Genomic DNA, 18,445 nt, shown 5'->3' on the forward strand with positions numbered 1-18,445 from the left:
TAGATTTTATGGTTATTTGCCCATGTTTATTGGTGGTTATAGATTTTTTTAGCGTTGTCGAGCAAAGCCGACGTTATCTGGGGCTGGCGGCAGAGGGCGTTGAAATGCAGATTGATCAAGTTGGTTGTCATACAAGTTGAGTGTCTTGTGAACCTAGCCTGCCAGGCTCGGATAGGGAGTGTTAAGCTCCCTCCAGCCCAACCCTGTGGACCTGCAGTGATGCCCATTGAAAACGGAACACTTGTCCGTAGACGCTCCAGCAACCTGGCCCAAGGCGTGGTCGACGCGCTGACCCAGCGCATCCTGCTCGGGCAACTCAAGCCCGGCGAAAAACTGCCGTCCGAATCCAGCATCGTGCTGGAGCACGGCGTAAGTCGTACCGTGGTGCGCGAAGCCATTTCCAAATTGCAGGCATCCGGCCTGGTGGAGACGCGTCACGGTATCGGCACCTTCGTGCTGGAGCCACGCGCACAGCAGGGCTTGCGCCTGCATGTGGATACGGTCGCCAGTGTGCGCAACATGCTTGAGTTGCGCCTGGGCCTGGAGGTGCAGGCTGTGGCGCTGGCGGCACTGCGCCGGTCGGATGAACAACTGGCCCGTATGCGCCAGGCGCTGGATGACTATCAGGCATCACTGGCCAATAACGACAGTTGCGTGGAGGAAGACAAGCGCTTCCACCAATTGATCGCCGAAGCCACCGGTAATACGTTTTTTACCGAGATCATGGCGCACCTGGGCAATGCGATGATTCCGCGTACCCAGGTCAAGGGCGCCGAACGCGGCGGGGCGGATTTTGCCAGGCTGGGGCAACTGGCGAACCTGGAGCATGAGGCGATCTTCAACGCGATCAGGCGTCAGGACCCGGACGCCGCGCGGGCCGCCATGGTGTTGCATTTGACCAATAGCCGGGATCGATTTTCCGGGGAATGAAAAGGACCAACCGTTGAACGAACACACGCTGTCCATGCGCCTGGAGCGCGTGGCCGCCAACGTGCCGGCCGAATCGCGCCTGGCCGATATCGGCTCCGATCACGCCTACCTGCCGGTGGCGTTGATGCACCGTGGCGTGATCACCGCCGCGGTGGCGGGGGAGGTCGCGACCACACCATTCCACGCCGCCCAACGTACCGTGCGCGACAATGGCCTGGAACAACACATTACCGTGCGCCTGGCCAATGGCTTGGCGGCGATCGAGCCGGGGGACGGGATCACCGCGATCAGCCTCTGCGGCATGGGCGGCGAAACCATTCGCGACATCCTCGACGCCGGGAAGGCGTGCCTGAGCGGCCTGGAACGCCTGATCCTGCAACCCAACGGTGGTGAGCAACCGTTGCGCCAGTGGTTGATGGACAATGGCTACTCGATCCTGCACGAAGAGCTGTTGCACGAGAACCGCTTCTACTACGAAATCATCGTGGCTGAACGCGCCGGGCCCGTGACCTACAGCGCCGAACAACTGTATTTCGGCCCCTTGCAGATGCAAGCGCGCAGCCCGGTGTTCCTGGCCAAGTGGCAACGCCTGCTGCGTCAGAAGCACAAGACCCTGGCCAGCTTTGAACAGGCGCGGCAAGCGGTGCCGCCGGCGAAGGTGCAGGAAGTGGCCCGAGAGGTGCGCTGGATTAGTGAATTGCTGGCGTGAAGGCGCAGGCTTCGGTCGCCTGAGGTTGACGTCTTATGCTCCAATGCGGCCCTTCATTCGCTGACCCAGGACCCCGCCATGGCCGATACCACCGACCAAGCCTTCTACGACCGTGCCGACGCGCACATCGAACTGTCGAACGAGCAGCTCAAGACCTGTGAAAACCTTGGCGAGGTCAGTGCCTCGATGATGTTCGGCACCACGCGTTTCAACGCCTGGGCCAGTGCTCGCAATTTCAAGTCCGGCGCAGAAATGGCCGAGGCGCGGGAGGCCATGCTGAAGTATTTCTGTGATCAGTACCGGATGATGCTTGAGGATAATCTGGATGATCACATCAATAATTTCAGTCGGTATATGCTCGCCAAATAGGCCGTCGGCACTGACTGCGCCCACCGCGTCCCGGTGTCTGCCTGTCGTTTTTTTCCAGTGGTAAGCGGAGCGTCGGGCCGTGCGCGCTGTATTGCACGTCATACCTTATGTGAGTCTGGAGATGATACCGGCTGGCAATGCCCGGCCCGCCTCAAGTGTCATCAGCCGTTCAATGATCGGGTCGCGCTCGTTTTTCGGCGTATCGCGGTCGGTAATCGCATAGACCTGGGCGTCGGCCCAGAGGCGAATCTGCTCAAGTGAAGACGGCTCAGTCGGTGCGATTTGAAGTTGCTGGAGAAGAAATCCAGCTTGAGTCCATTTGGGCATCAAGCCAAGCAGCGCCTGGCGTCTATCAGCGGTCAAGGTGGCCCAAAGGACTTCAAGTTGGCGGGTAAATGCCGATGCTATGACGCTCCAGGGTTGAGAACGCAAGCCTGTGACCGCTACCTCAAATACGCTCTTGGAAGGATCTGCGATCGCGCAAATTAAACGTGCAGGTCGGTTACCGCCTTCGATGTTCAGCACCAGTGAGCGAACCGCGCCGCTCTTTTGCTCCAATGCCGTAGTCAACCAGTCTTCAGGGACCGGCATGTTCAAATCCTGTGCCAGTCCAAGGACGCCCAGCCATTGCGCTTTCGTCTCGGGTGTATTGCCACGCAGGTGCGTCTGCAGGACATGCATGGGTTCGACGCCATATTTTTTTGCGGCCCATAACGCTGTCGACCTGGTTGCCGGTGAGGGGTCCGTTAAAAAGTCTTCGATCAACCGAGTACGACCCGTTGGTATCCGGACCGCCTCCAGAAACGAAAGCCTCCTGAGAATGCTGCTGTTGCTGGCGAGTCCGAATGCGACAGCCCGTTGAGCCGCGGCTTGTGGCAGTTCCATGGCCCGTCCAAGGGCCGCTCGACGTACGCTGAAGTCGGGGTGATGCAAGCTCATTATCAGAAACGGCTCCCGTTCATCGTCCGTCATTGATTGAGCAAGGACCCGAAAGAGCAAGCGAGCGCACTGGCCACGGCTGGTGGGCAAGGCAGGGGCGCACAGTGGCAGGCATTCCGGTGTTGCCAGCAGCGCTTGGAGATTGTCGAGTGTGACTCGATGGTTTTCGCGCTTGCGCATTTCGAGCGCGAGAAGTGCGGGAAGTTGAGCGATCAGCCAAGGTGCATATTTGGGCGTCAAATAGTCACCGAGTGCGGTTTTCGCGGCCTCGCGAACTTGGGGCACCCAGTCATTGAGTCGTACGATAATTGCTGATAACCGCTCGCTGGTTTGTTCTGACCGAATCGCCAGTAGACCGGCCTCGCGGTCAAAGCCATCCCAACTGCTGACCAATGAATGCCAGTTTCGGGGGGCGGCTGTTTTCGGCAGCGGTGCTGGCCTAGCCGTATAGCAAGATTCAGCGAGCGTTGTTGGGATGGGCAGTCTCATCAAAAACTCAGCCACCTCCCGCGTATTGCGTAAGTGAATCACCGGAACCTGCGGTGCGACCGTCAAGCGTGCGGCCTCAATGCCTGCTCGGCTCAGGCGGTCATAGTTCCAGCAGTAACTCAGGAAAGCCAGGAACTCTCTGTCGAGCTTTTCCTTGCACCCCGTCGGTTTGTCTGTACGTGGTCGGTCCAGCAGGCTGCGTACCAGCACACGCCACAAGCACGTGGTGCGCGGAGTGTCGAGCCAGATGATCAGGTCGGCTCGCGGCAGGCGCAGGTCGAAGCTACGTCGTGCGTAATTGCCTTCGCAGATCCATTTGTCCGCGGCAATCGCTTGCCTGATCCGCTTGCGGAAGATTTCGTTATCGACCTCTACCCAGTTCGGTTCCCAGAACAACTTGTCCAGGTGTACCACCGGTGCTGCCAGGCGCTTACCCAGTTCGCGGGCCAGGGTTGATTTACCGCTGCCGGCGTTACCGAGGATGATGATGCGTTGCATGGGCAGATCCTTTGCTGAAAGCATAAAATTCCAAGGCCCGTCTCGACGGGTTACAGACGTGCACGCAACACTGAGTGCTTTCGCCCCATTTTCGTGCGCGCCTGAGTGGGCAGTCGGTGTAGAAGCGCCTGTTTTCGGCCTCGGCACCAACGGCCCACATCTTGCTTGAGCCAGTTTAATCAATGACATGGCATTTTGCTTTTAGTCATTTCTAAGCTGTTTGGGGGAGTGGTCGGCGATGCACAGTCTTTTATCACCGGGTATCCGTTTGCTCGGCCGTTTCGGTTTCGCACGCAAGTTCCAAGTCTTGTTTTTCCTGTTCATGCTGCCGTTGGCCGCGAGCGTGTGGCTGATCGGGCAGGGCTATCGCGACAAGCTCGCGGTGATTGCCAGCGAACAGTCCGGCGTTCGCCAGTTGTTGGCCCTGGACGCGCTCGACAGCCAGCTCACCGCACAACGCAACCTCGCTGCGCGCTGGAAGGCCGTGGACATCCTGCGTGCGCCAACCCCTGCCGCCCAGGCTGCGATGGACAAGGTCGATGCCGCTAACCCGCTGATCCAGCAGAGCCTGCAAGCCTTGGGCGATGTGTTCAACACTGAGCACGCCAGCGCCGACACCCTGGCGCGTTTCGAGGCGTTGCAGGCCGCCGTCAAGGGCATGGACACCCAGTCCTTGCGTGCCGTGGGCTGGTGGCCGGACGGTTATGACCGCTTCACCGCCGCCTTGACCGCCATGCAAACCCTGCGCGAGCAGATCACCCTGGATACCGGCCTGATCCTCGATCCCTGGCTGGAAACCTACCTGCTGATGCAGATTTCCAGCCAGTACACGCCGGACCTGATCGAGCGCATCGGCCGCACCGCCAGCGTCGGTGAGTCGTCCATTGCCTCGGGGCAGTTCACCTTGCAAAGCCGCTTGCAGATGCGTGACCTGCGCGGCCGTATCGGCGATGCCCGGGATCAGTTGGTCAAAGCCGCCGCTTCGCTCAAGGCCAAGCAATATCCGGGTCTTGAGCCGTGGACTGCCCAATATGACAGCAGCCTGCAGTTGCTGGACAACCAACTCAAGACGTTGGACGAGGGCGTATTCGGCGGCACCATCAAGCTCGATACTGCCGCGTTCGACAGCAGTGTCGACGCCGTGCTCGGTGCCCTGGGCGCGTTGCGCAGCCAGTCGCTGCACGCGTTGGATGCGCGCCTGGGTTACTACCACGACCAATCGCTCAAACAGTTTATTCCGGTGGCGGCGACGTTCAGTCTGTTGGCGTTGGCCGCACTGTACCTGTTCATGTGCCTGCAAGCCTCGATCCGCCGTAGCGCCAGCGGCATCACCACGCTGGCCGAGTCCCTGCGCGACGGCAACCTGTGTATCGAAGTGGCGGTTGAAGGCCGTGATGAACTGGCGCTGATCAGCGCCGCACTCAACGCTGCCGTGGTGCAACTGCGCACCAGCCTGTTGGGCGTCAATCACGAAACCCAGCAACTCGGTTCGGCCGTACACACCCTCAACGCACAATCGGGCAGCACCCTCACCGAGGTCGAAGACCAGCAGCACCAGATCAGCCAGATTGCCGCCGCCGCCACCCAACTGGCCGCCACTTCGATGGGTGTCGCCAGAAGTTGCGAGCAAGCCTCTGGAAGTGCCCAGCACACCCGCAGCATTGCCGAGGACAGCAGTCGCGACAGCCAGCGCACTACGGCGAGCATCCAGCAACTCAACCAGCGCCTGACCGACACCGCCAACGCCTTGGAACAGGTCAGCCAGCAAGGCCAGCAGATTCAATCGGTGGTCGATACCATTCGTGGTATTGCCGAACAGACCAACCTGCTGGCGCTCAACGCCGCCATCGAAGCCGCTCGCGCCGGCGAACAGGGGCGCGGTTTTGCCGTGGTGGCCGATGAAGTGCGCAGCCTGTCGCAACGCACCCAGGCGTCCACGGCGCAGATCGCCGGCACCGTGGACAGCCTGCGTGCAACCGTCAGCCAGGCGGTCACCTTGATGGGCGCGGCGTGCGAGCAAGCCCTGACCGACGCCGAGTCAGTCACCGGCCTGGGGGCACGCCTGGGCGAAATCGCAGGCGCGGTACAAAATGTCACCGACACCCTGGCGCAGATTGCCGCGGCGGTGGAAGAACAGGCTGCCACGGCGGATGAAGTGAGCGGTAATATCCAGCAGGTTGACCAAGCGGCAGGGCGCCTGCTCGATGGCGCGCGTGCCGTGAATCAGGCGGCGGACACCTTGAGCAAAGGCAGCCGGGCATTGAGCGATAACACCGCGCGCTTTCGATTGGGCTGAGCGTTTGTAGTGAGCGGGCTTGCCCCGCGCTGGGGGGCGCAGCCGCCCTAAACCCTGTCACTGCGGTGTTTCAGAAAGACCGAGGTGCCTGGTTTTGGGGCTGCTACGCAACCCAGCGCGGGGCGAGCCCGCTCACTACAAGTAAATTAGGTGGGCACTCCCGGGCGGTGGCGTAGTCTCTTTCCAGGACACCTCACTTTCGTTCAGCGGAGCTACCATGATCACCGTTCACCACCTCAACAACTCGCGCTCGCAACGCATCCTCTGGCTGCTCGAAGAACTCGGCCTGCCTTACGAGATCAAGCGCTACCAGCGCGACCCCAAGACCAATCTCGCGCCGCCCGAGCTCAAGGCCATCCACCCGTTGGGCAAATCCCCGGTGATCGAAGACGGTGGCCAAGTTCTGATCGAATCCGCTGCCATTATCGACTACCTGATCCGCCATTATGGCCAGGGCCGCCTGCAACCCGATCCCGCCACGGCCACCTATGACCAATACGTGCAATGGCTGCACTTCGCCGAAGGCTCGGCGATGCTGCCGCTGATGCTCAACCTCTACGTCGGCCGCCTTGGTGACGCTGGCGCGCCGTTGCACCCGAGGATCGAATCGGAAGTGGCCAATTACCTGGGGTACCTGAACGACGTGCTGGCGGATAAAGCCTACCTGCTGGGCGATGAGCTCAGTGGCGCGGATATCCAGATGAGTTTCATCGGCGAAATCGCCAAGGCCCAGGGCAAGTTGCAGGCTTACCCGAACCTGGCGGCGTGGGTGAAAAAATTCCAGGCGCGGCCGGCGTATCGCAAGGCGGTGGAGCAGGGTGGGGAGTATGTGTTTGCCAAGTAAGGGGCTTCACGGCGTTTACAACTGTTAACGGATTGAAGGGCGCAATCGCTATAGGCTTTGCGTTGTCCGTACAGGAGCCTTCGGTCATGAACTTACGAGCTGTCGCCGTCACGTTAATTGCATTCGCGCTTTTGCTGCCGTCGCCGGCCGAGGCCGCGACGCCCATCAAGCACGTCGCCATCTACCGCGGTCCGGCGGGCTGCGATGACTGTTCCGAGAACGTGGCGAATGCCTTGCGCCGCCTCAATCCCGAGTATCAGATCGATTATGTGGGCGCGCAGGAGGCCATCGACATCACGCCACAAACCCTGGCGCGCTATGACCTCTACGTGCAGCCCGGCGGCGGCCAGGACATTCCCGGTGCCCTGCGCAGCCTGGGCGATGCGCGCGCCGAGGCGATTCGCGGTTATGTCGCCGGTGGCGGGCGCTACCTGGGGTTGTGCATGGGCGCCTATCTGGCGGATGACGGTAACCTCGGCCTGATCCCCCAGGACCTCGACGGCGAAGCCGGCCGCCCCGGCTTTGAAGTGCCCGGCATCGCCGACGCGGCCGTGCAGGTCGTGTGGGAAGGAAAGCCTGACCATGTGTTCTTCCAGGACGGCCCTTACATTCCCGCAGCCGACCCGGCCGCGCCCTACAAAACCATCGCGACCTACCGCAACGGCGACGTCGCGGCGGCGCGCTATATCTATGAAAAGGGTGTGGTCGTGCTGAGCGGCCCGCATCCCGAGGCCGGTCGCGAATGGTTCGAGAATGCCGACATCCCGTTGAACAAAATGCCGCGTGGCGATCTGTTTGGGGCGTTGATTCGCAACTTTTGAAGCGCTTGTCATTGCGGGGCCGAACGATTGCACCGCCCCCGAATTATGCAACTCATCGGGTTCGTGAATGAGGAACAGCGCAATGAGCAAGGTGTCGAGACCCGTGGGTGAAGAAGCGTTGTCGAGGCCGCAGGCGGTCAGTTTGCGGGAGTCTTTCTGGTTCTGGTTGAAGTTGGGCTTCATCAGCTTCGGCGGGCCTGCGGGGCAGATCTCGATCATGCATCAGGAACTGGTCGAGCGGCGCCGTTGGATATCCGAGCGCAGGTTCCTGCATGCGCTCAACTATTGCATGTTGCTGCCTGGGCCGGAGGCTCAGCAGTTGGCGACCTACATCGGCTGGCTGATGCATCGAACCTGGGGCGGGGTGGTCGCGGGTGGGCTGTTTGTGCTGCCCTCACTGTTTATCCTGATCGCTTTGTCATGGCTGTATGTTGCGTTCGGCGAAGTGCCGGTGGTAGCGGGCCTGTTTTATGGCATCAAGCCTGCCGTGACCGCCATCGTTGTGCAGGCAGCCCACAGGATCGGCTCGCGAGCGCTGAAGAACCATTGGCTATGGGCGATAGCGGCCGCTTCATTCAGCGCAATTTTCGCGTTCAATGTCCCATTCCCGTTGATTGTCCTGGGGGCGGCATTGATCGGTTATGTCGGGGGACGCCTGGCACCCGAGAAATTCAGAACAGGGGGGCATAGTGCCGCCAAGAGAACGTTTGGCCCGGCCTTGATCGATGACGACACCCCGTCCCCAGAGCATGCCCGGTTCAGTTGGTTGAAATTGGCATCGCTCGCTCTGCTTGGCGTTGCACTGTGGGCATTGCCAATGGCTGTTTTGATCCTGTCGTTTGGCTGGCAGGGCACGTTGACCCAGATGGGCTGGTTCTTTACCAAGGCTGCGCTGTTAACGTTTGGCGGTGCCTACGCGGTGCTCCCTTATGTCTACCAAGGAGCGGTGGGGCACTATGGCTGGCTGACCCCGACACAGATGATTGACGGGCTGGCGCTAGGGGAAACCACGCCCGGGCCGCTGATCATGGTGGTGGCCTTCGTCGGCTTCGTCGGCGCCTACGTCTCGCAGGTGTTTGGCGCCGATCAAATGTTTCTGGCTGGGGCTGTCGCCGCGTCTCTGGTGACATGGTTCACCTTTCTGCCCTCATTTCTGTTCATTCTTGCCGGTGGCCCGCTGGTGGAGTCGACCCACAACGAACTCAGGTTCACCGCACCATTGACCGCCATTACCGCTGCCGTGGTTGGCGTGATCCTGAACCTGGCGTGCTTCTTCGGGTATCACGTGCTGTGGCCAAAGGGTTTCAGCGCCAGCCTTGATTGGCCTTCCGCGTTGATCGCACTGATGGCGGCGGTCGCCCTGTTTTATTTCAAGCGCGGGGTGATTCAGGTGTTGATCGCTTGCGCGCTGGTCGGTTTGGCGGTGCATCTGTTGCGCTAAGAGTCGTGGCCCTGTTGTACAGTTGGCCGCTGGAAAACGATTGAAAGGGATGACCATGACATTGACCGTCAAAACCCTGCTCGACCTGGCCATGGCCAACCCTATCAACGCCGAAATCACCGCGCGCCTGCCTGACCTCGGGGTGGACCAGTGTTTCCTCACGGCGGGCTGCCTGTTCCAGGCGGTGTGGAATCATCAGGCGAAGCTGCCTGCTGACCAGGGCGTCAAGGACTACGACGTTTTTTATTTCGATACGGACTTGTCCTACGAGGCCGAGGATGCGGTGATCCGTTCGGCCGAAGTGCTGTTCCAGGACCTGGGCGTCAACGTTGAGGTGAAGAATCAGGCGCGGGTGCACCTTTGGTACGCGCAGCGGTTCGGTCGGCCTTATCCGCAGTTGCACACGGCCAGGCAGGGGATTGATCGTTACCTGGTGGCGGGCACGTGCATCGGCCTGGAGATTGCGACGGGCGAGGTGTATGCGCCGTACGGGTTGGAGGATGTGGCGCAGGGGGTGTTGCGTATCAACCCGCAGCATCCGGAGCCGGCATTGTTTGCGCAGAAGGCCAGGAGTTACCAGGCGCGTTGGCCTTGGTTGAGGATTGTGGCGCCTGCTTAGCTTGGGTACGCCAGTGAACTTTTACCCGAGTGCGGTACGTCCAAGCATGAAATGCCCAGCCAAGGACCGACCATGACTTTTTTCATCTTCCTGCTCGCCTGCATCGCCGCTGCCAGTACCGGCCTACTTTTCAAGCCCGGCGCCTGGTACGAATCCCTGGTCAAACCCAGCTTCACGCCGCCCAATTGGCTGTTTCCGGTCGCGTGGACCCTTATCTACCTGCTGCTGGCCTGGGCCGGTTATCGTCTCAGCCTGATTCCCGGCAGCCAAATCGTCCTGGCCTTGTGGGCAGCGCAGATTGCCTTGAATACGCTGTGGACGCCGGTGTTCTTCGGTGCCCATCGGATCCTCGCCGGGATGCTGATTATCGCGGTGCTGTGGGTGACCGTGGCGGCGATGGTGGTGTTGGCGGTGCGCCTGGACCTGATCACCGGCCTGATGCTGTTCCCTTACCTGGCGTGGCTGTGTGTGGCGGCGGCGCTGAACTTCTCGATCCTGCGCAATAACCGCTGATGGCGCCTAAACCCTGGTCCGCCAGTGAGCCTGAACTGGCCCAGATGCGTCGCTTCAACCAGAAACTCGCCTGGATGCCACGCTTTAAAATCCGCAATCGCGTGACGCCGCGTTTGATCCAGGCGTTGTTGCGGGTCAGCCAAAAGCTCAAGAAGGCCCCCGAGGCTGAAACCCGGCTCATCGGGACGGTGCCCGTGCGTATCCTGCGCCCACGCGGCCAACCCAAGGGCGTGGTGCTGGATATCCACGGCGGCGGCTGGGTCATCGGCAATGCGCAGATGGATGACGACCTCAACCTGGCCATGGTCAACGCCTGCGACGTGGCAGTGGTGTCGGTGGACTATCGGCTGGCGCTGGACACGCCGCTCGAGGGCCTGCTGGACGACTGCCTGACGGCCGCCCGTTGGTTGCTGGAGGACTGTGCGGAGTTCGCCGACTTGCCGGTGATCGTCGTCGGTGAGTCGGCGGGTGGGCACCTGGCGGCAGCGACGTTACTGGCGCTCAAGCAATGGCCGCACTTGCTCCGGCGGGTCAGCGGGGCGGTGTTGTATTACGGCGTTTATGATTTGACCGGTACGCCGAGCGTGCGCACGGCGGGGCCGCAGACCTTGTTGCTGGACGGGCCGGGGATGGTTGCAGCGCTGCGTATGCTGACGCCGGGGTTGACTGATGATGAGCGCCGCCAGCCGCGATGGTCGCCGTTATATGGCGATTTCGCAGGGTTGCCGCCGGCGTTGATGTTTGTCGGCGAGTTGGACCCGCTCAAAGATGACACCTTATTGATCGCCGAGCGATGGCCTGGCGCTGAGGCGTATCTGCTGCCGGAGGCGGCGCATGGGTTTATCCATTTTCCCGTGGATATGGCGCGGGATGTGCTCGGCTACGCTCGCCAATGGATAGCCAACCGAATGGGCCATCAACTGGGGCGCAACCGCAGTATCTGCGCGCCATCGAACGGGTCTGTCAGGTAATGCGCCTGCACCCCGAAGGTCTGCTGTAACCGTTGCGGCGTCAGCACCTGCAGTGGTTTGCCCAACGCCACCAATCGGCCGTGATCCAGCACGGCCAGGCGATCACAGGTCAGTGCCTGATTAAGATCATGCAATGCAATCAAGGTGGTCACGGGCAGCGCCTGCACGCCTTTGAGGATCGCCAGTTGATGCTGGATATCCAGGTGGTTGGTGGGCTCGTCCAGCAACAGGATCTGCGGCCGTTGCGCCAGGGCGCGGGCGATGTGCACGCGCTGGCGTTCACCGCCCGAGAGGCTGCGCCAGGCACGCTGGCTGAGGTGCGTGGCGTCGACGTCATGCAAGGCTTGGGTGACGATGGCGTGGTCTTCGCTGGACCATGGGCTCAACGCCGACAGCCACGGCGTACGGCCCAGGGCCACGGCGTCGAACACGCGGATCGCGTCGTCGGTGTCGGCCTGTTGCTCCACCACCGCCAGCTGTTGGGCGATGGCACGGCGTGACAGTTCATTCAGGCGTTGGCCGCCCAAGCGTACTTCGCCGCTGGCCGGCGTGCGCAAACCGGCAAGCAGTTTGAGCAAGGTGGATTTGCCCGAACCGTTCGGCCCGACGATGCCCAGGGTTTCGCCCCGTTGAACATCCAGATGGATATCGCGCAGCAACTCGGCATCACGCACCTTGAAGCCCAGGCCGTTGCAGCTCAGCACACTCATCGCGCGTTCCTCCGACCGATCAGGATCAGCGCAAACACAGGCGCGCCGACCAGCGCGGTGACCACGCCGACAGGAATCACCTGGCCCTTGATCAAGGTCCGCGACAGCACATCGGCGGCGATCAGAAACAGCGCGCCTCCCAGCGCACTGGCCGGCAGCAGACGCGAATGCCCGGTGCCGAGCAGCAGGCGCACCGCATGGGGAATCACCAGCCCCACAAAACCGATGGAGCCGACAATCGACACCATCACCGCCGTCACCAGTGCCGCACAGCCCACCAACAGGAACTGCACACGCCGTACCGGGATGCCGAGGGACGCCGCCGAGTCGGTGCCGAAGGTAAACGCATCCAGCGCACGGCGATGCCACAGGCACACCGCCAGGCCCAGGACCGCCACCGGCACCGCCAGCCCTACCGAGGGCCAGCGTACGCCGCTGAGGTTGCCCAGCAGCCAGAACAGGATGCCCCGGGCCTGTTCGGAACTGGCCGACTTGGTGATCAGGAAGGCGGTGAGGGCATTGAACAGCTGTGAGCCGGCAATGCCGGCGAGGATGATCTGCCCGGTACCGCTGGCCGAACCGCTGGCGCGCGCCAGCAGAATCACCAGGGCAAACGCCGCCATGGCGCCGACAAAGGCGCCGGCCGACAGCGAAATCAACCCGCCGCCCACGCCGATCAGCGCCACCAGCACGGCGCCGGTCGAGGCGCCGGCGCTGATGCCCAGCAGGTATGGGTCGGCCAGCGGGTTACGCAGCAATGACTGCAAGATCACTCCGCACGTCGCCAACCCCGCACCGCAGGCGGCGGCGACCAGGGTGCGGGTCAGGCGGTAGTTCCACACCACGCCTTCATCGATCGGGTCCAGTGCGTAGCCGGCCGCCCACAGTTTGTTGGCGAGTACCTGCAACACCACCTGCGGTTCGATGGCGGTTTCACCAATGGCCACGCCCGCGAGGATCGCGAGCAGTAGCAGGATGAGGGCGAGCAAGGGACGGATCATTTCGGCAGGTCGTAGCCGTCGATGGCACCGGCCAGTTGTTCCAGGCCATCGAACGTGCGCAGGCTGGCCTGTAGGGCCAGGGCGTCAATAATGATGATGCGGTTGTTTTTCACCGCATCCATGTTGCGGGTCACCGGGTCGGTGCGCAGGAACGCGAGTTTCTTTTCATGGTCGTCGGCCGGGTAGCGGCGGCGGTCCATGCGGGCGATTACCAGGAAGGTCGGGTTGGCCTTGGCCAGGGTTTCCCAGCCGACGGCAGGCCACTCTTCATCGGACTGCACCACATTGGTCAGGCCCAGGGTGTCCAGCATGAATTGCGGAACGCCCTTATGCCCGGCCACGTAGGGGTCGCTGGCCATTTCGGCGCTGGAGAACCAGACCAATGCACTGGCCTGTTTGAGCCCTTTGCTTTGCGCGGTGGCAACGGATTTTGCCAGGCGTGCCTTGAGCTCATCGTTCACTTGTTGGCCGCGCGCCTGCACGTCGAAGATCTCGGCCAGTTGGCGGATGCTTTTATACACGGTGTCGATACGGAAAGGCTCCAGCCGCGTCCCGTCGGCACCCACCAGGTTGTCCTTGCCTTCGCAATCGGAGGGCAGCACGTAGGTGGGAATCTTCAGTTCAGCAAATTGCTCGCGGGTGCCGACCACACCTTGCGGGCCGACCACCCATTCCAGCTCGGCGGCCACCAGTTGCGGGCGCTTGGCGATCACGGCTTCGAAACTCGGCTCGTTGTTGGCCAGGCGCTCGACCTGGTCGTTCTGCGCCTTGAACCGGGGCAGCACATCGTTGAACCACAGCGAGGTGCCGACCACTTTATCCGCCACACCCAGGGTGTAGAGCATTTCGGTGGCGGCCTGGCCGATGGTCACGCTGCGTGCAGGGGCCTGTTGGAAGGTGACTGGGTTGCCACAGTTTTCCACGGTCAATGGGTACTGGCTGGGGGCGGCTTGGGCCAGGGCACAGAAGCCAAGACCGGTGAGCAATGCGCTAAAGCGTGGCAGCATGGGGCAATCTCCGTTTGAACCGTACAAGTAGCTGGGGAGGTACGGTCGTGGAAATACAGCCATTAACGCTGCCGATGGGGCAGGGCAAGGATGTCCTTCCCGGACACCCCGCCGGTTAGTGATCGAGCTTGAGCCGGCAGGTCTCCTGACTGATGCGTCGTCGCCAGGCTCCGGCCTTCCCGGACAAGGTCCAGTGGCATCCAGGAGCAGGCTCAGCACCTACAGTTGCGGGGGCAGTTCCGATTGACGCGGGTGGACCGCGCTTCGGATTCCCTATTAGTCCCGTTTGGGAACCGGCGCGGTATGGTAGTTGATTAGAGCGAGGTGAAATAGCCCAAGGTGGGCCTGCTCACAGACGAATGTCCTCAGGGCCCTGGATCAGCGCTTCGATTCGCGTGCCGGTGGCGCGTTCTTCGTTGCTGAAACCGTCGTAGTCGGCCAGGTTGGCGAAGCGGATGCCGGTCAGGCGTTCTATCTGGATCACGCTGCGCTGGTAGGTCCTGAGCTGGCCGAACACCAGGTCGAGCTGCCCCAGTTCGCGGGTTTGGTCGATCATGTAGGCGCTGGCGGACGGTTTGCCGTCGTCGTTGAGGTAGGCGACCACTTTCCAGAAGGCCTTGGGGATTTGCACGCCGCGGTATACGCGGTCATCGTCGGCGTACACCGGGCCGGTAAATACCGTGGCCCTGGCTTTCCAGCGTTGCGTGTTGTCCAGAATGTAGTCTTCGAGTTCCAGCCAGGTCTTCTGGTTGAACCCGCTCATCTGCGGCGAGCAGTTGGTGAAGTGGAAGGTGTCGAGGTTGGCGGTCTGCGCCACGTCACCCCAATTGGGATCTTGGCGGCGCACCAGATGGCCGCGATCCAGGCCATTGTTGGCATAAAGCGCGTCGCCTACCTGTGCTTCGATAGGCAAGCGACCGTCATAGGCCCAGCTGTCGTTGCTGCGAATAATCTCCACGTGCTGGTTGCCGTCGATGTTGACGCCGACATACAGCGCGAGCCGTTTCGAGCGCGACATGGTGATCGAGAAGTGCGTGTAGTCCAGGCGCTCACCACCCCCCTTCAAGACCTGTACATCATCCGCCAAGGCCCCTTCAGCCGTGGGCCAGGGCACCACGAAACTGCCGAGGAAATCCTCTGCGTAGCCGTGCCGGTCCTTCAGGTCGTTGGCCGAGGTGACGCGGGGCGTCGCCGCCCGTGCCTCCAGCAGCGTGGGGCTCGCAGTGATCAACGGGCGCAGGTCAGCGAGCCGTGGGCGGTACGACAGGTCAATCTTGGCTTTACGTGCGGGCATCGGTAAGTCCTCCTTGGATAAACACGACTGCAACATAGGTTAATGACAATTGATGACACGCGTTAACCCCTGGGGGCTATCCTGAAACGGTTACCCGGACGTTCACCCCATGCCAACAAGGAGCCAGTTCATGTGTGATCACCCTTTGCGTAACCCGGTTTTTTGCCTGATCCCGCCCTATATGCTCGACCAGATCGCGCGCAACGGCGACAAGGCGCAGCGGGACGTCGCGTTACGTACCCGCGCCAAGGACAGCACGTTCCGCTCGCTGCGCATGGTCGCGGTGCCCGCCAAGGGGCCGGCCCGCTTGGCCTTGGCCATGGGCGCCGAGAAACAGCGCTCGATCTACAGCGCCGAGGGCAGCGACAGCCTGCCAGGAAAACTGATCCGTGGTGAAGGGCAGCCCGTGAGCGGTGATGCGGCGGTGGACGAAGCCTATGATGGCCTGGGCGCCACCTTCGATTTTTTTGAACAGGTCTTCGACCGCAACTCCATCGACGACGCGGGCATGGCGCTGGACGCGACCGTGCATTTTGGCCAGAACTATAACAACGCGTTCTGGAACTCGACCCAGATGGTGTTCGGGGATGGGGACGGCGAGTTGTTCAACCGCTTCACCGTGGCCCTCGACGTGATTGGCCATGAGTTGGCCCATGGCGTCACGGAGGATGAGGCCAAGCTGATGTATTTCAATCAGTCCGGGGCGTTGAACGAGTCGTTGTCGGACGTGTTCGGCTCACTGATCAAGCAATATGCCTTGAAACAAAAGGCTGAAGATGCCGATTGGTTGATCGGCAAAGGGTTGTTTACCAAAAAGATCAAAGGCACTGCACTGCGCTCGATGAAAGCGCCCGGCACCGCCTTTGACGACAAGTTGTTGGGTAAGGACCCGCAACCGGGGCACATGGATGATTTTGTCCAGACCTACGAGGACAATGGTGGGGTGCATATCAATTCCGGTATTCCCAACCATGCGTTCTACCAGGTGGCGACCAGGTTGGGTGGGTTTGCCTGGGAGCGCGCAGGGCGCATCTGGTATGACGCGCTGCGTGATGCGCGGCTGCGGCCTAATTCGGGGTTTGTGCGCTTTGCGCGTATTACTTACGATGTTGCGGGGCGCCTGTACGGCGTGAACAAGGACGAACAGAAGGCGGTCAAGGACGGTTGGCAAGCGGTCGGTATTGCTGTTTGACGTGAGGAGCAGCCATGCACATCTCAATCAAGGAAAACGGCGGGCCGGGGTTTTTTCCGGGCCTGGCCAAGCCGCGTACGGTGGAGCTGGACACACTGCCTGAGCAAGACCAGCAGGAATTGCGGCAACTGATCAAGGCTTCAGACTTCTTTGAGTTGCCGCCAAACAACCCGCCCGCGCCCGGTAACCCGGGCCAGGTGCACTACACCCTGACCGTGACCGAGGGCCAGCGCGAACACACGGTCTGTGTGCTGGCGCCGGTGAAGTCCCAGGCGCTGGATGGGTTGGTGCAGTGCGTGCGCCGGCATGTGCGTGGCTGAGGCTGTTGAGGGCTGCTGCGCAGCCCCACGGGAGCGAGCTCCCTCGCCACAGGTAAGGTGTCGTAAGGGGACTGGCCGGGTTTACTTGCGATCCAGCCACACGGTCTGCGCATTGCAGAATTCCCGCACGCCGAAGTGCGACAACTCGCGCCCGAAACCACTTTTCTTCACGCCACCAAACGCCACTCGCGGGTCAGACACGCTGAATGCGTTGACGAAGATGCCGCCGGTTTCCAGTTGGTTGGCGATATCACGGGCCTTTGCCGCATCGGTGGTGAAGAGGCTCGCAGTCAGGCCGAATTCACTGTCGTTGGCCAGGGCCACCGCGTGCTCGGCGTCACGGGCCGTGATGATCGAGGCCACAGGGCCAAACAACTCCTGCTTGAATGAGGTCATCTGGTCGGTGACGTTCGCCAATACGGTCGGCTCGTAGTAGTTGCCGGCACCTGCGACTTTATTGCCGCCCAGCAACAGGGTCGCACCTTCTTCCAATGTGGCCTGCACTTGACCGTGCAACTCGTCGCGCAGGTCAAAGCGTGCCATCGGGCCGATGTAGGTCTGGGACGAGGTCGGGTCACCCATTACCAGTTTGCGGCTGGCTTCGAGGAATTTGGCGGTGAAAGCTTCCACGACGCCTGCTTCGATGATCAGGCGCTTGGCGGCGGCGCAGACTTGGCCGCTGTTCTGGAAACGGCCAATCACGGCGGCCTGCACGGCGGCGTCGAGGTCGGCGTCGTTGAGTACGATGAACGGGTCGGAGCCGCCCAGTTCCAGCACGCATTTTTTCAGCGCGGCACCCGCCTGGGAGCCAATGGCAATACCTGCACGCACGCTGCCGGTGAGGGTGACGGCGGCGATGCGCGGGTCGGCAATCGCCTTGGAAACGCCCTCGTTCGTCACGTTGACCACTTCAAAAAGCCCGTCGGCGAAGCCGGCTTTCTGCAGCGCTTGCTGGATCAGGTAGGCGCTGCCCATGACGTTCGGCGCATGTTTGAGCACGTAGGTGTTACCGGCCAGCAAGGTCGGCACGGCGCCGCGCAGTACTTGCCACACCGGGAAATTCCACGGCATCACGGCGAAGATCGGGCCCAGTGGGCGATATTCGATCCTGGCGCTGCCGTTGTCCACGAGGGTCGGTTCCGGGGCGAGCATGGCCGGGCCGTGGGCGGCATACCATTCGCTGAGCTGGGCGCATTTTTCGATTTCAGCGCGGGCCTGGGCGATAGGTTTGCCCATTTCCAGAGTAATCATCTGCGCCATGGTTTCGGCCTGTTCGCGCAGGGTGGCGGCCAGGGCCAGCAGCAACTCGGCACGCTGGCTGACCGGCTGGCGGCGCCAGGTACGAAAGGCATGGGTGGCGCGCTCGAGGGCTGCGTCCAGTTGCTGCTCGGTTTCGTAGGGATAGCTGCCGACCGTTTCGCCATTGGCCGGGTTGATCGAGAGGGCGTGGGTCGTCGGGTTCATGGCACCGTCCTGCTGAAT

The 18,445-nt window shown here is 61.7% G+C and carries 17 protein-coding genes, 1 pseudogene and 1 riboswitch; of the genes and pseudogenes, 12 read left to right on the plus strand and 6 right to left on the minus strand.

Features of this window, described 5'->3' with window-relative positions:
- Positions 1 to 219: 219 nt before the first annotated feature.
- The 3 genes from MJP36_RS11880 (at position 220) to MJP36_RS11890 (ending at position 2,008) form a co-directional block, all read left to right on the plus strand.
- Positions 220 to 930: a FadR/GntR family transcriptional regulator gene (locus MJP36_RS11880; RefSeq protein ID WP_244385409.1), complete on the plus strand. Its 711-nt coding sequence runs from the start codon at positions 220 to 222 to the stop codon at positions 928 to 930.
- 13 nt (positions 931 to 943) lie between these two features.
- Positions 944 to 1,639 carry a tRNA (adenine(22)-N(1))-methyltransferase gene (locus MJP36_RS11885; RefSeq protein WP_244385410.1) on the plus strand — a complete coding sequence of 232 codons (696 nt, stop codon included), beginning with the start codon at positions 944 to 946 and terminating at the stop codon, positions 1,637 to 1,639.
- Between the two features lie 78 nt (positions 1,640 to 1,717).
- Complete coding sequence (locus MJP36_RS11890; protein WP_060755816.1) at positions 1,718 to 2,008, plus strand: DUF3144 domain-containing protein; 291 nt, start codon at positions 1,718 to 1,720, stop codon at positions 2,006 to 2,008.
- Between the two features lie 1,416 nt (positions 2,009 to 3,424).
- On the opposite strand, the pseudogene MJP36_RS11895 reads toward MJP36_RS11890, so the two are convergent.
- Positions 3,425 to 3,934, minus strand: a pseudogene (locus MJP36_RS11895) (AAA family ATPase); the annotation flags it as partial.
- Positions 3,935 to 5,537: 1,603 nt separating this feature from the next.
- Between MJP36_RS11895 and MJP36_RS28100 the strand changes: the two are divergent.
- The 7 genes from MJP36_RS28100 (at position 5,538) to MJP36_RS11930 (ending at position 11,439) form a co-directional block, all read left to right on the plus strand.
- Positions 5,538 to 6,230, plus strand: coding sequence for a methyl-accepting chemotaxis protein (locus MJP36_RS28100; RefSeq protein WP_411985054.1), 693 nt, complete (start codon positions 5,538 to 5,540; stop codon positions 6,228 to 6,230).
- Between the two features lie 217 nt (positions 6,231 to 6,447).
- Positions 6,448 to 7,074 carry a glutathione S-transferase family protein gene (locus MJP36_RS11905; RefSeq protein WP_244385412.1) on the plus strand — a complete coding sequence of 209 codons (627 nt, stop codon included), beginning with the start codon at positions 6,448 to 6,450 and terminating at the stop codon, positions 7,072 to 7,074.
- A gap of 86 nt (positions 7,075 to 7,160) precedes the next feature.
- Positions 7,161 to 7,895 (plus strand): BPL-N domain-containing protein, encoded by a 735-nt coding sequence (locus MJP36_RS11910; RefSeq protein ID WP_244385413.1) that lies wholly within the window; start codon positions 7,161 to 7,163, stop codon positions 7,893 to 7,895.
- An 82-nt stretch (positions 7,896 to 7,977) separates the two neighbouring features.
- Positions 7,978 to 9,336 carry a chromate efflux transporter gene (gene chrA, locus MJP36_RS11915; protein ID WP_244385414.1) on the plus strand — a complete coding sequence of 453 codons (1,359 nt, stop codon included), beginning with the start codon at positions 7,978 to 7,980 and terminating at the stop codon, positions 9,334 to 9,336.
- Positions 9,337 to 9,391: 55 nt separating this feature from the next.
- On the plus strand, positions 9,392 to 9,955 hold the full coding sequence (locus MJP36_RS11920) for a nucleotidyltransferase family protein (protein ID WP_090372344.1): 564 nt from the start codon (positions 9,392 to 9,394) through the stop codon (positions 9,953 to 9,955).
- 72 nt (positions 9,956 to 10,027) lie between these two features.
- Positions 10,028 to 10,468 (plus strand): tryptophan-rich sensory protein TspO, encoded by a 441-nt coding sequence (tspO, locus tag MJP36_RS11925; RefSeq protein ID WP_060755810.1) that lies wholly within the window; start codon positions 10,028 to 10,030, stop codon positions 10,466 to 10,468.
- Complete coding sequence (locus tag MJP36_RS11930; RefSeq protein WP_244385415.1) at positions 10,468 to 11,439, plus strand: alpha/beta hydrolase; 972 nt, start codon at positions 10,468 to 10,470, stop codon at positions 11,437 to 11,439. Before tspO ends, MJP36_RS11930 begins: the two co-directional genes overlap by 1 nt.
- Here the strand turns inward: MJP36_RS11930 and MJP36_RS11935 are convergent.
- The 4 genes from MJP36_RS11935 to MJP36_RS11950 form a co-directional block, all read right to left on the minus strand.
- A complete protein-coding gene (locus MJP36_RS11935; RefSeq protein ID WP_104994341.1) occupies positions 11,385 to 12,149 on the minus strand; it encodes an ABC transporter ATP-binding protein in 765 nt (254 codons plus the stop codon). The genes MJP36_RS11930 and MJP36_RS11935 overlap by 55 nt on opposite strands.
- Positions 12,146 to 13,150 carry a FecCD family ABC transporter permease gene (locus MJP36_RS11940; RefSeq protein WP_244385416.1) on the minus strand — a complete coding sequence of 335 codons (1,005 nt, stop codon included), beginning with the start codon at positions 13,148 to 13,150 and terminating at the stop codon, positions 12,146 to 12,148. The genes MJP36_RS11935 and MJP36_RS11940 overlap by 4 nt, the downstream gene beginning before the upstream one ends.
- Complete coding sequence (locus MJP36_RS11945; RefSeq protein WP_244385417.1) at positions 13,147 to 14,157, minus strand: ABC transporter substrate-binding protein; 1,011 nt, start codon at positions 14,155 to 14,157, stop codon at positions 13,147 to 13,149. Before MJP36_RS11945 ends, MJP36_RS11940 begins: the two co-directional genes overlap by 4 nt.
- A 118-nt stretch (positions 14,158 to 14,275) precedes the next feature.
- A riboswitch (cobalamin riboswitch) is annotated at positions 14,276 to 14,470 on the minus strand.
- A 36-nt stretch (positions 14,471 to 14,506) separates the two neighbouring features.
- Positions 14,507 to 15,451: a DNA/RNA non-specific endonuclease gene (locus tag MJP36_RS11950; protein ID WP_060755805.1), complete on the minus strand. Its 945-nt coding sequence runs from the start codon at positions 15,449 to 15,451 to the stop codon at positions 14,507 to 14,509.
- Between the two features lie 130 nt (positions 15,452 to 15,581).
- On the opposite strand from MJP36_RS11950, the gene MJP36_RS11955 reads away from it, so the two are divergent.
- The gene (locus MJP36_RS11955; protein ID WP_060755804.1) at positions 15,582 to 16,643 is read left to right on the plus strand and encodes a M4 family metallopeptidase; all 1,062 of its coding nucleotides are present in this window, start codon (positions 15,582 to 15,584) and stop codon (positions 16,641 to 16,643) included.
- A 14-nt stretch (positions 16,644 to 16,657) separates the two neighbouring features.
- A complete protein-coding gene (locus MJP36_RS11960) occupies positions 16,658 to 16,963 on the plus strand; it encodes a protealysin inhibitor emfourin (RefSeq protein ID WP_060755803.1) in 306 nt (101 codons plus the stop codon).
- Between the two features lie 81 nt (positions 16,964 to 17,044).
- On the opposite strand, the gene MJP36_RS11965 is transcribed toward MJP36_RS11960, so the two are convergent.
- Positions 17,045 to 18,427, minus strand: coding sequence for an aldehyde dehydrogenase family protein (locus MJP36_RS11965; protein WP_104994337.1), 1,383 nt, complete (start codon positions 18,425 to 18,427; stop codon positions 17,045 to 17,047).
- Positions 18,428 to 18,445 lie beyond the last annotated feature (18 nt).

Origin of the sequence: Pseudomonas palleroniana, assembly GCF_022836895.1 — a bacterium.
Taxonomy (GTDB): domain Bacteria; phylum Pseudomonadota; class Gammaproteobacteria; order Pseudomonadales; family Pseudomonadaceae; genus Aquipseudomonas; species Aquipseudomonas palleroniana.

Coding starts and splice junctions, on each gene's coding strand:
- MJP36_RS11940 (WP_244385416.1), bottom strand. CDS start 13,150: ATGATCCGTCCCTTGCTCGCCCTCATCCTGCTACTGCTCGCGATCCTC.
- MJP36_RS11955 (WP_060755804.1), top strand. CDS start 15,582: ATGTGTGATCACCCTTTGCGTAACCCGGTTTTTTGCCTGATCCCGCCC.
- MJP36_RS11965 (WP_104994337.1), bottom strand. CDS start 18,427: ATGAACCCGACGACCCACGCCCTCTCGATCAACCCGGCCAATGGCGAA.
- MJP36_RS11945 (WP_244385417.1), bottom strand. CDS start 14,157: ATGCTGCCACGCTTTAGCGCATTGCTCACCGGTCTTGGCTTCTGTGCC.
- MJP36_RS11950 (WP_060755805.1), bottom strand. CDS start 15,451: ATGCCCGCACGTAAAGCCAAGATTGACCTGTCGTACCGCCCACGGCTC.
- MJP36_RS11890 (WP_060755816.1), top strand. CDS start 1,718: ATGGCCGATACCACCGACCAAGCCTTCTACGACCGTGCCGACGCGCAC.
- MJP36_RS11960 (WP_060755803.1), top strand. CDS start 16,658: ATGCACATCTCAATCAAGGAAAACGGCGGGCCGGGGTTTTTTCCGGGC.
- MJP36_RS11880 (WP_244385409.1), top strand. CDS start 220: ATGCCCATTGAAAACGGAACACTTGTCCGTAGACGCTCCAGCAACCTG.
- MJP36_RS11930 (WP_244385415.1), top strand. CDS start 10,468: ATGGCGCCTAAACCCTGGTCCGCCAGTGAGCCTGAACTGGCCCAGATG.
- MJP36_RS11935 (WP_104994341.1), bottom strand. CDS start 12,149: ATGAGTGTGCTGAGCTGCAACGGCCTGGGCTTCAAGGTGCGTGATGCC.
- MJP36_RS28100 (WP_411985054.1), top strand. CDS start 5,538: ATGGGTGTCGCCAGAAGTTGCGAGCAAGCCTCTGGAAGTGCCCAGCAC.
- MJP36_RS11920 (WP_090372344.1), top strand. CDS start 9,392: ATGACATTGACCGTCAAAACCCTGCTCGACCTGGCCATGGCCAACCCT.
- MJP36_RS11905 (WP_244385412.1), top strand. CDS start 6,448: ATGATCACCGTTCACCACCTCAACAACTCGCGCTCGCAACGCATCCTC.
- tspO (WP_060755810.1), top strand. CDS start 10,028: ATGACTTTTTTCATCTTCCTGCTCGCCTGCATCGCCGCTGCCAGTACC.
- MJP36_RS11910 (WP_244385413.1), top strand. CDS start 7,161: ATGAACTTACGAGCTGTCGCCGTCACGTTAATTGCATTCGCGCTTTTG.
- chrA (WP_244385414.1), top strand. CDS start 7,978: ATGAGCAAGGTGTCGAGACCCGTGGGTGAAGAAGCGTTGTCGAGGCCG.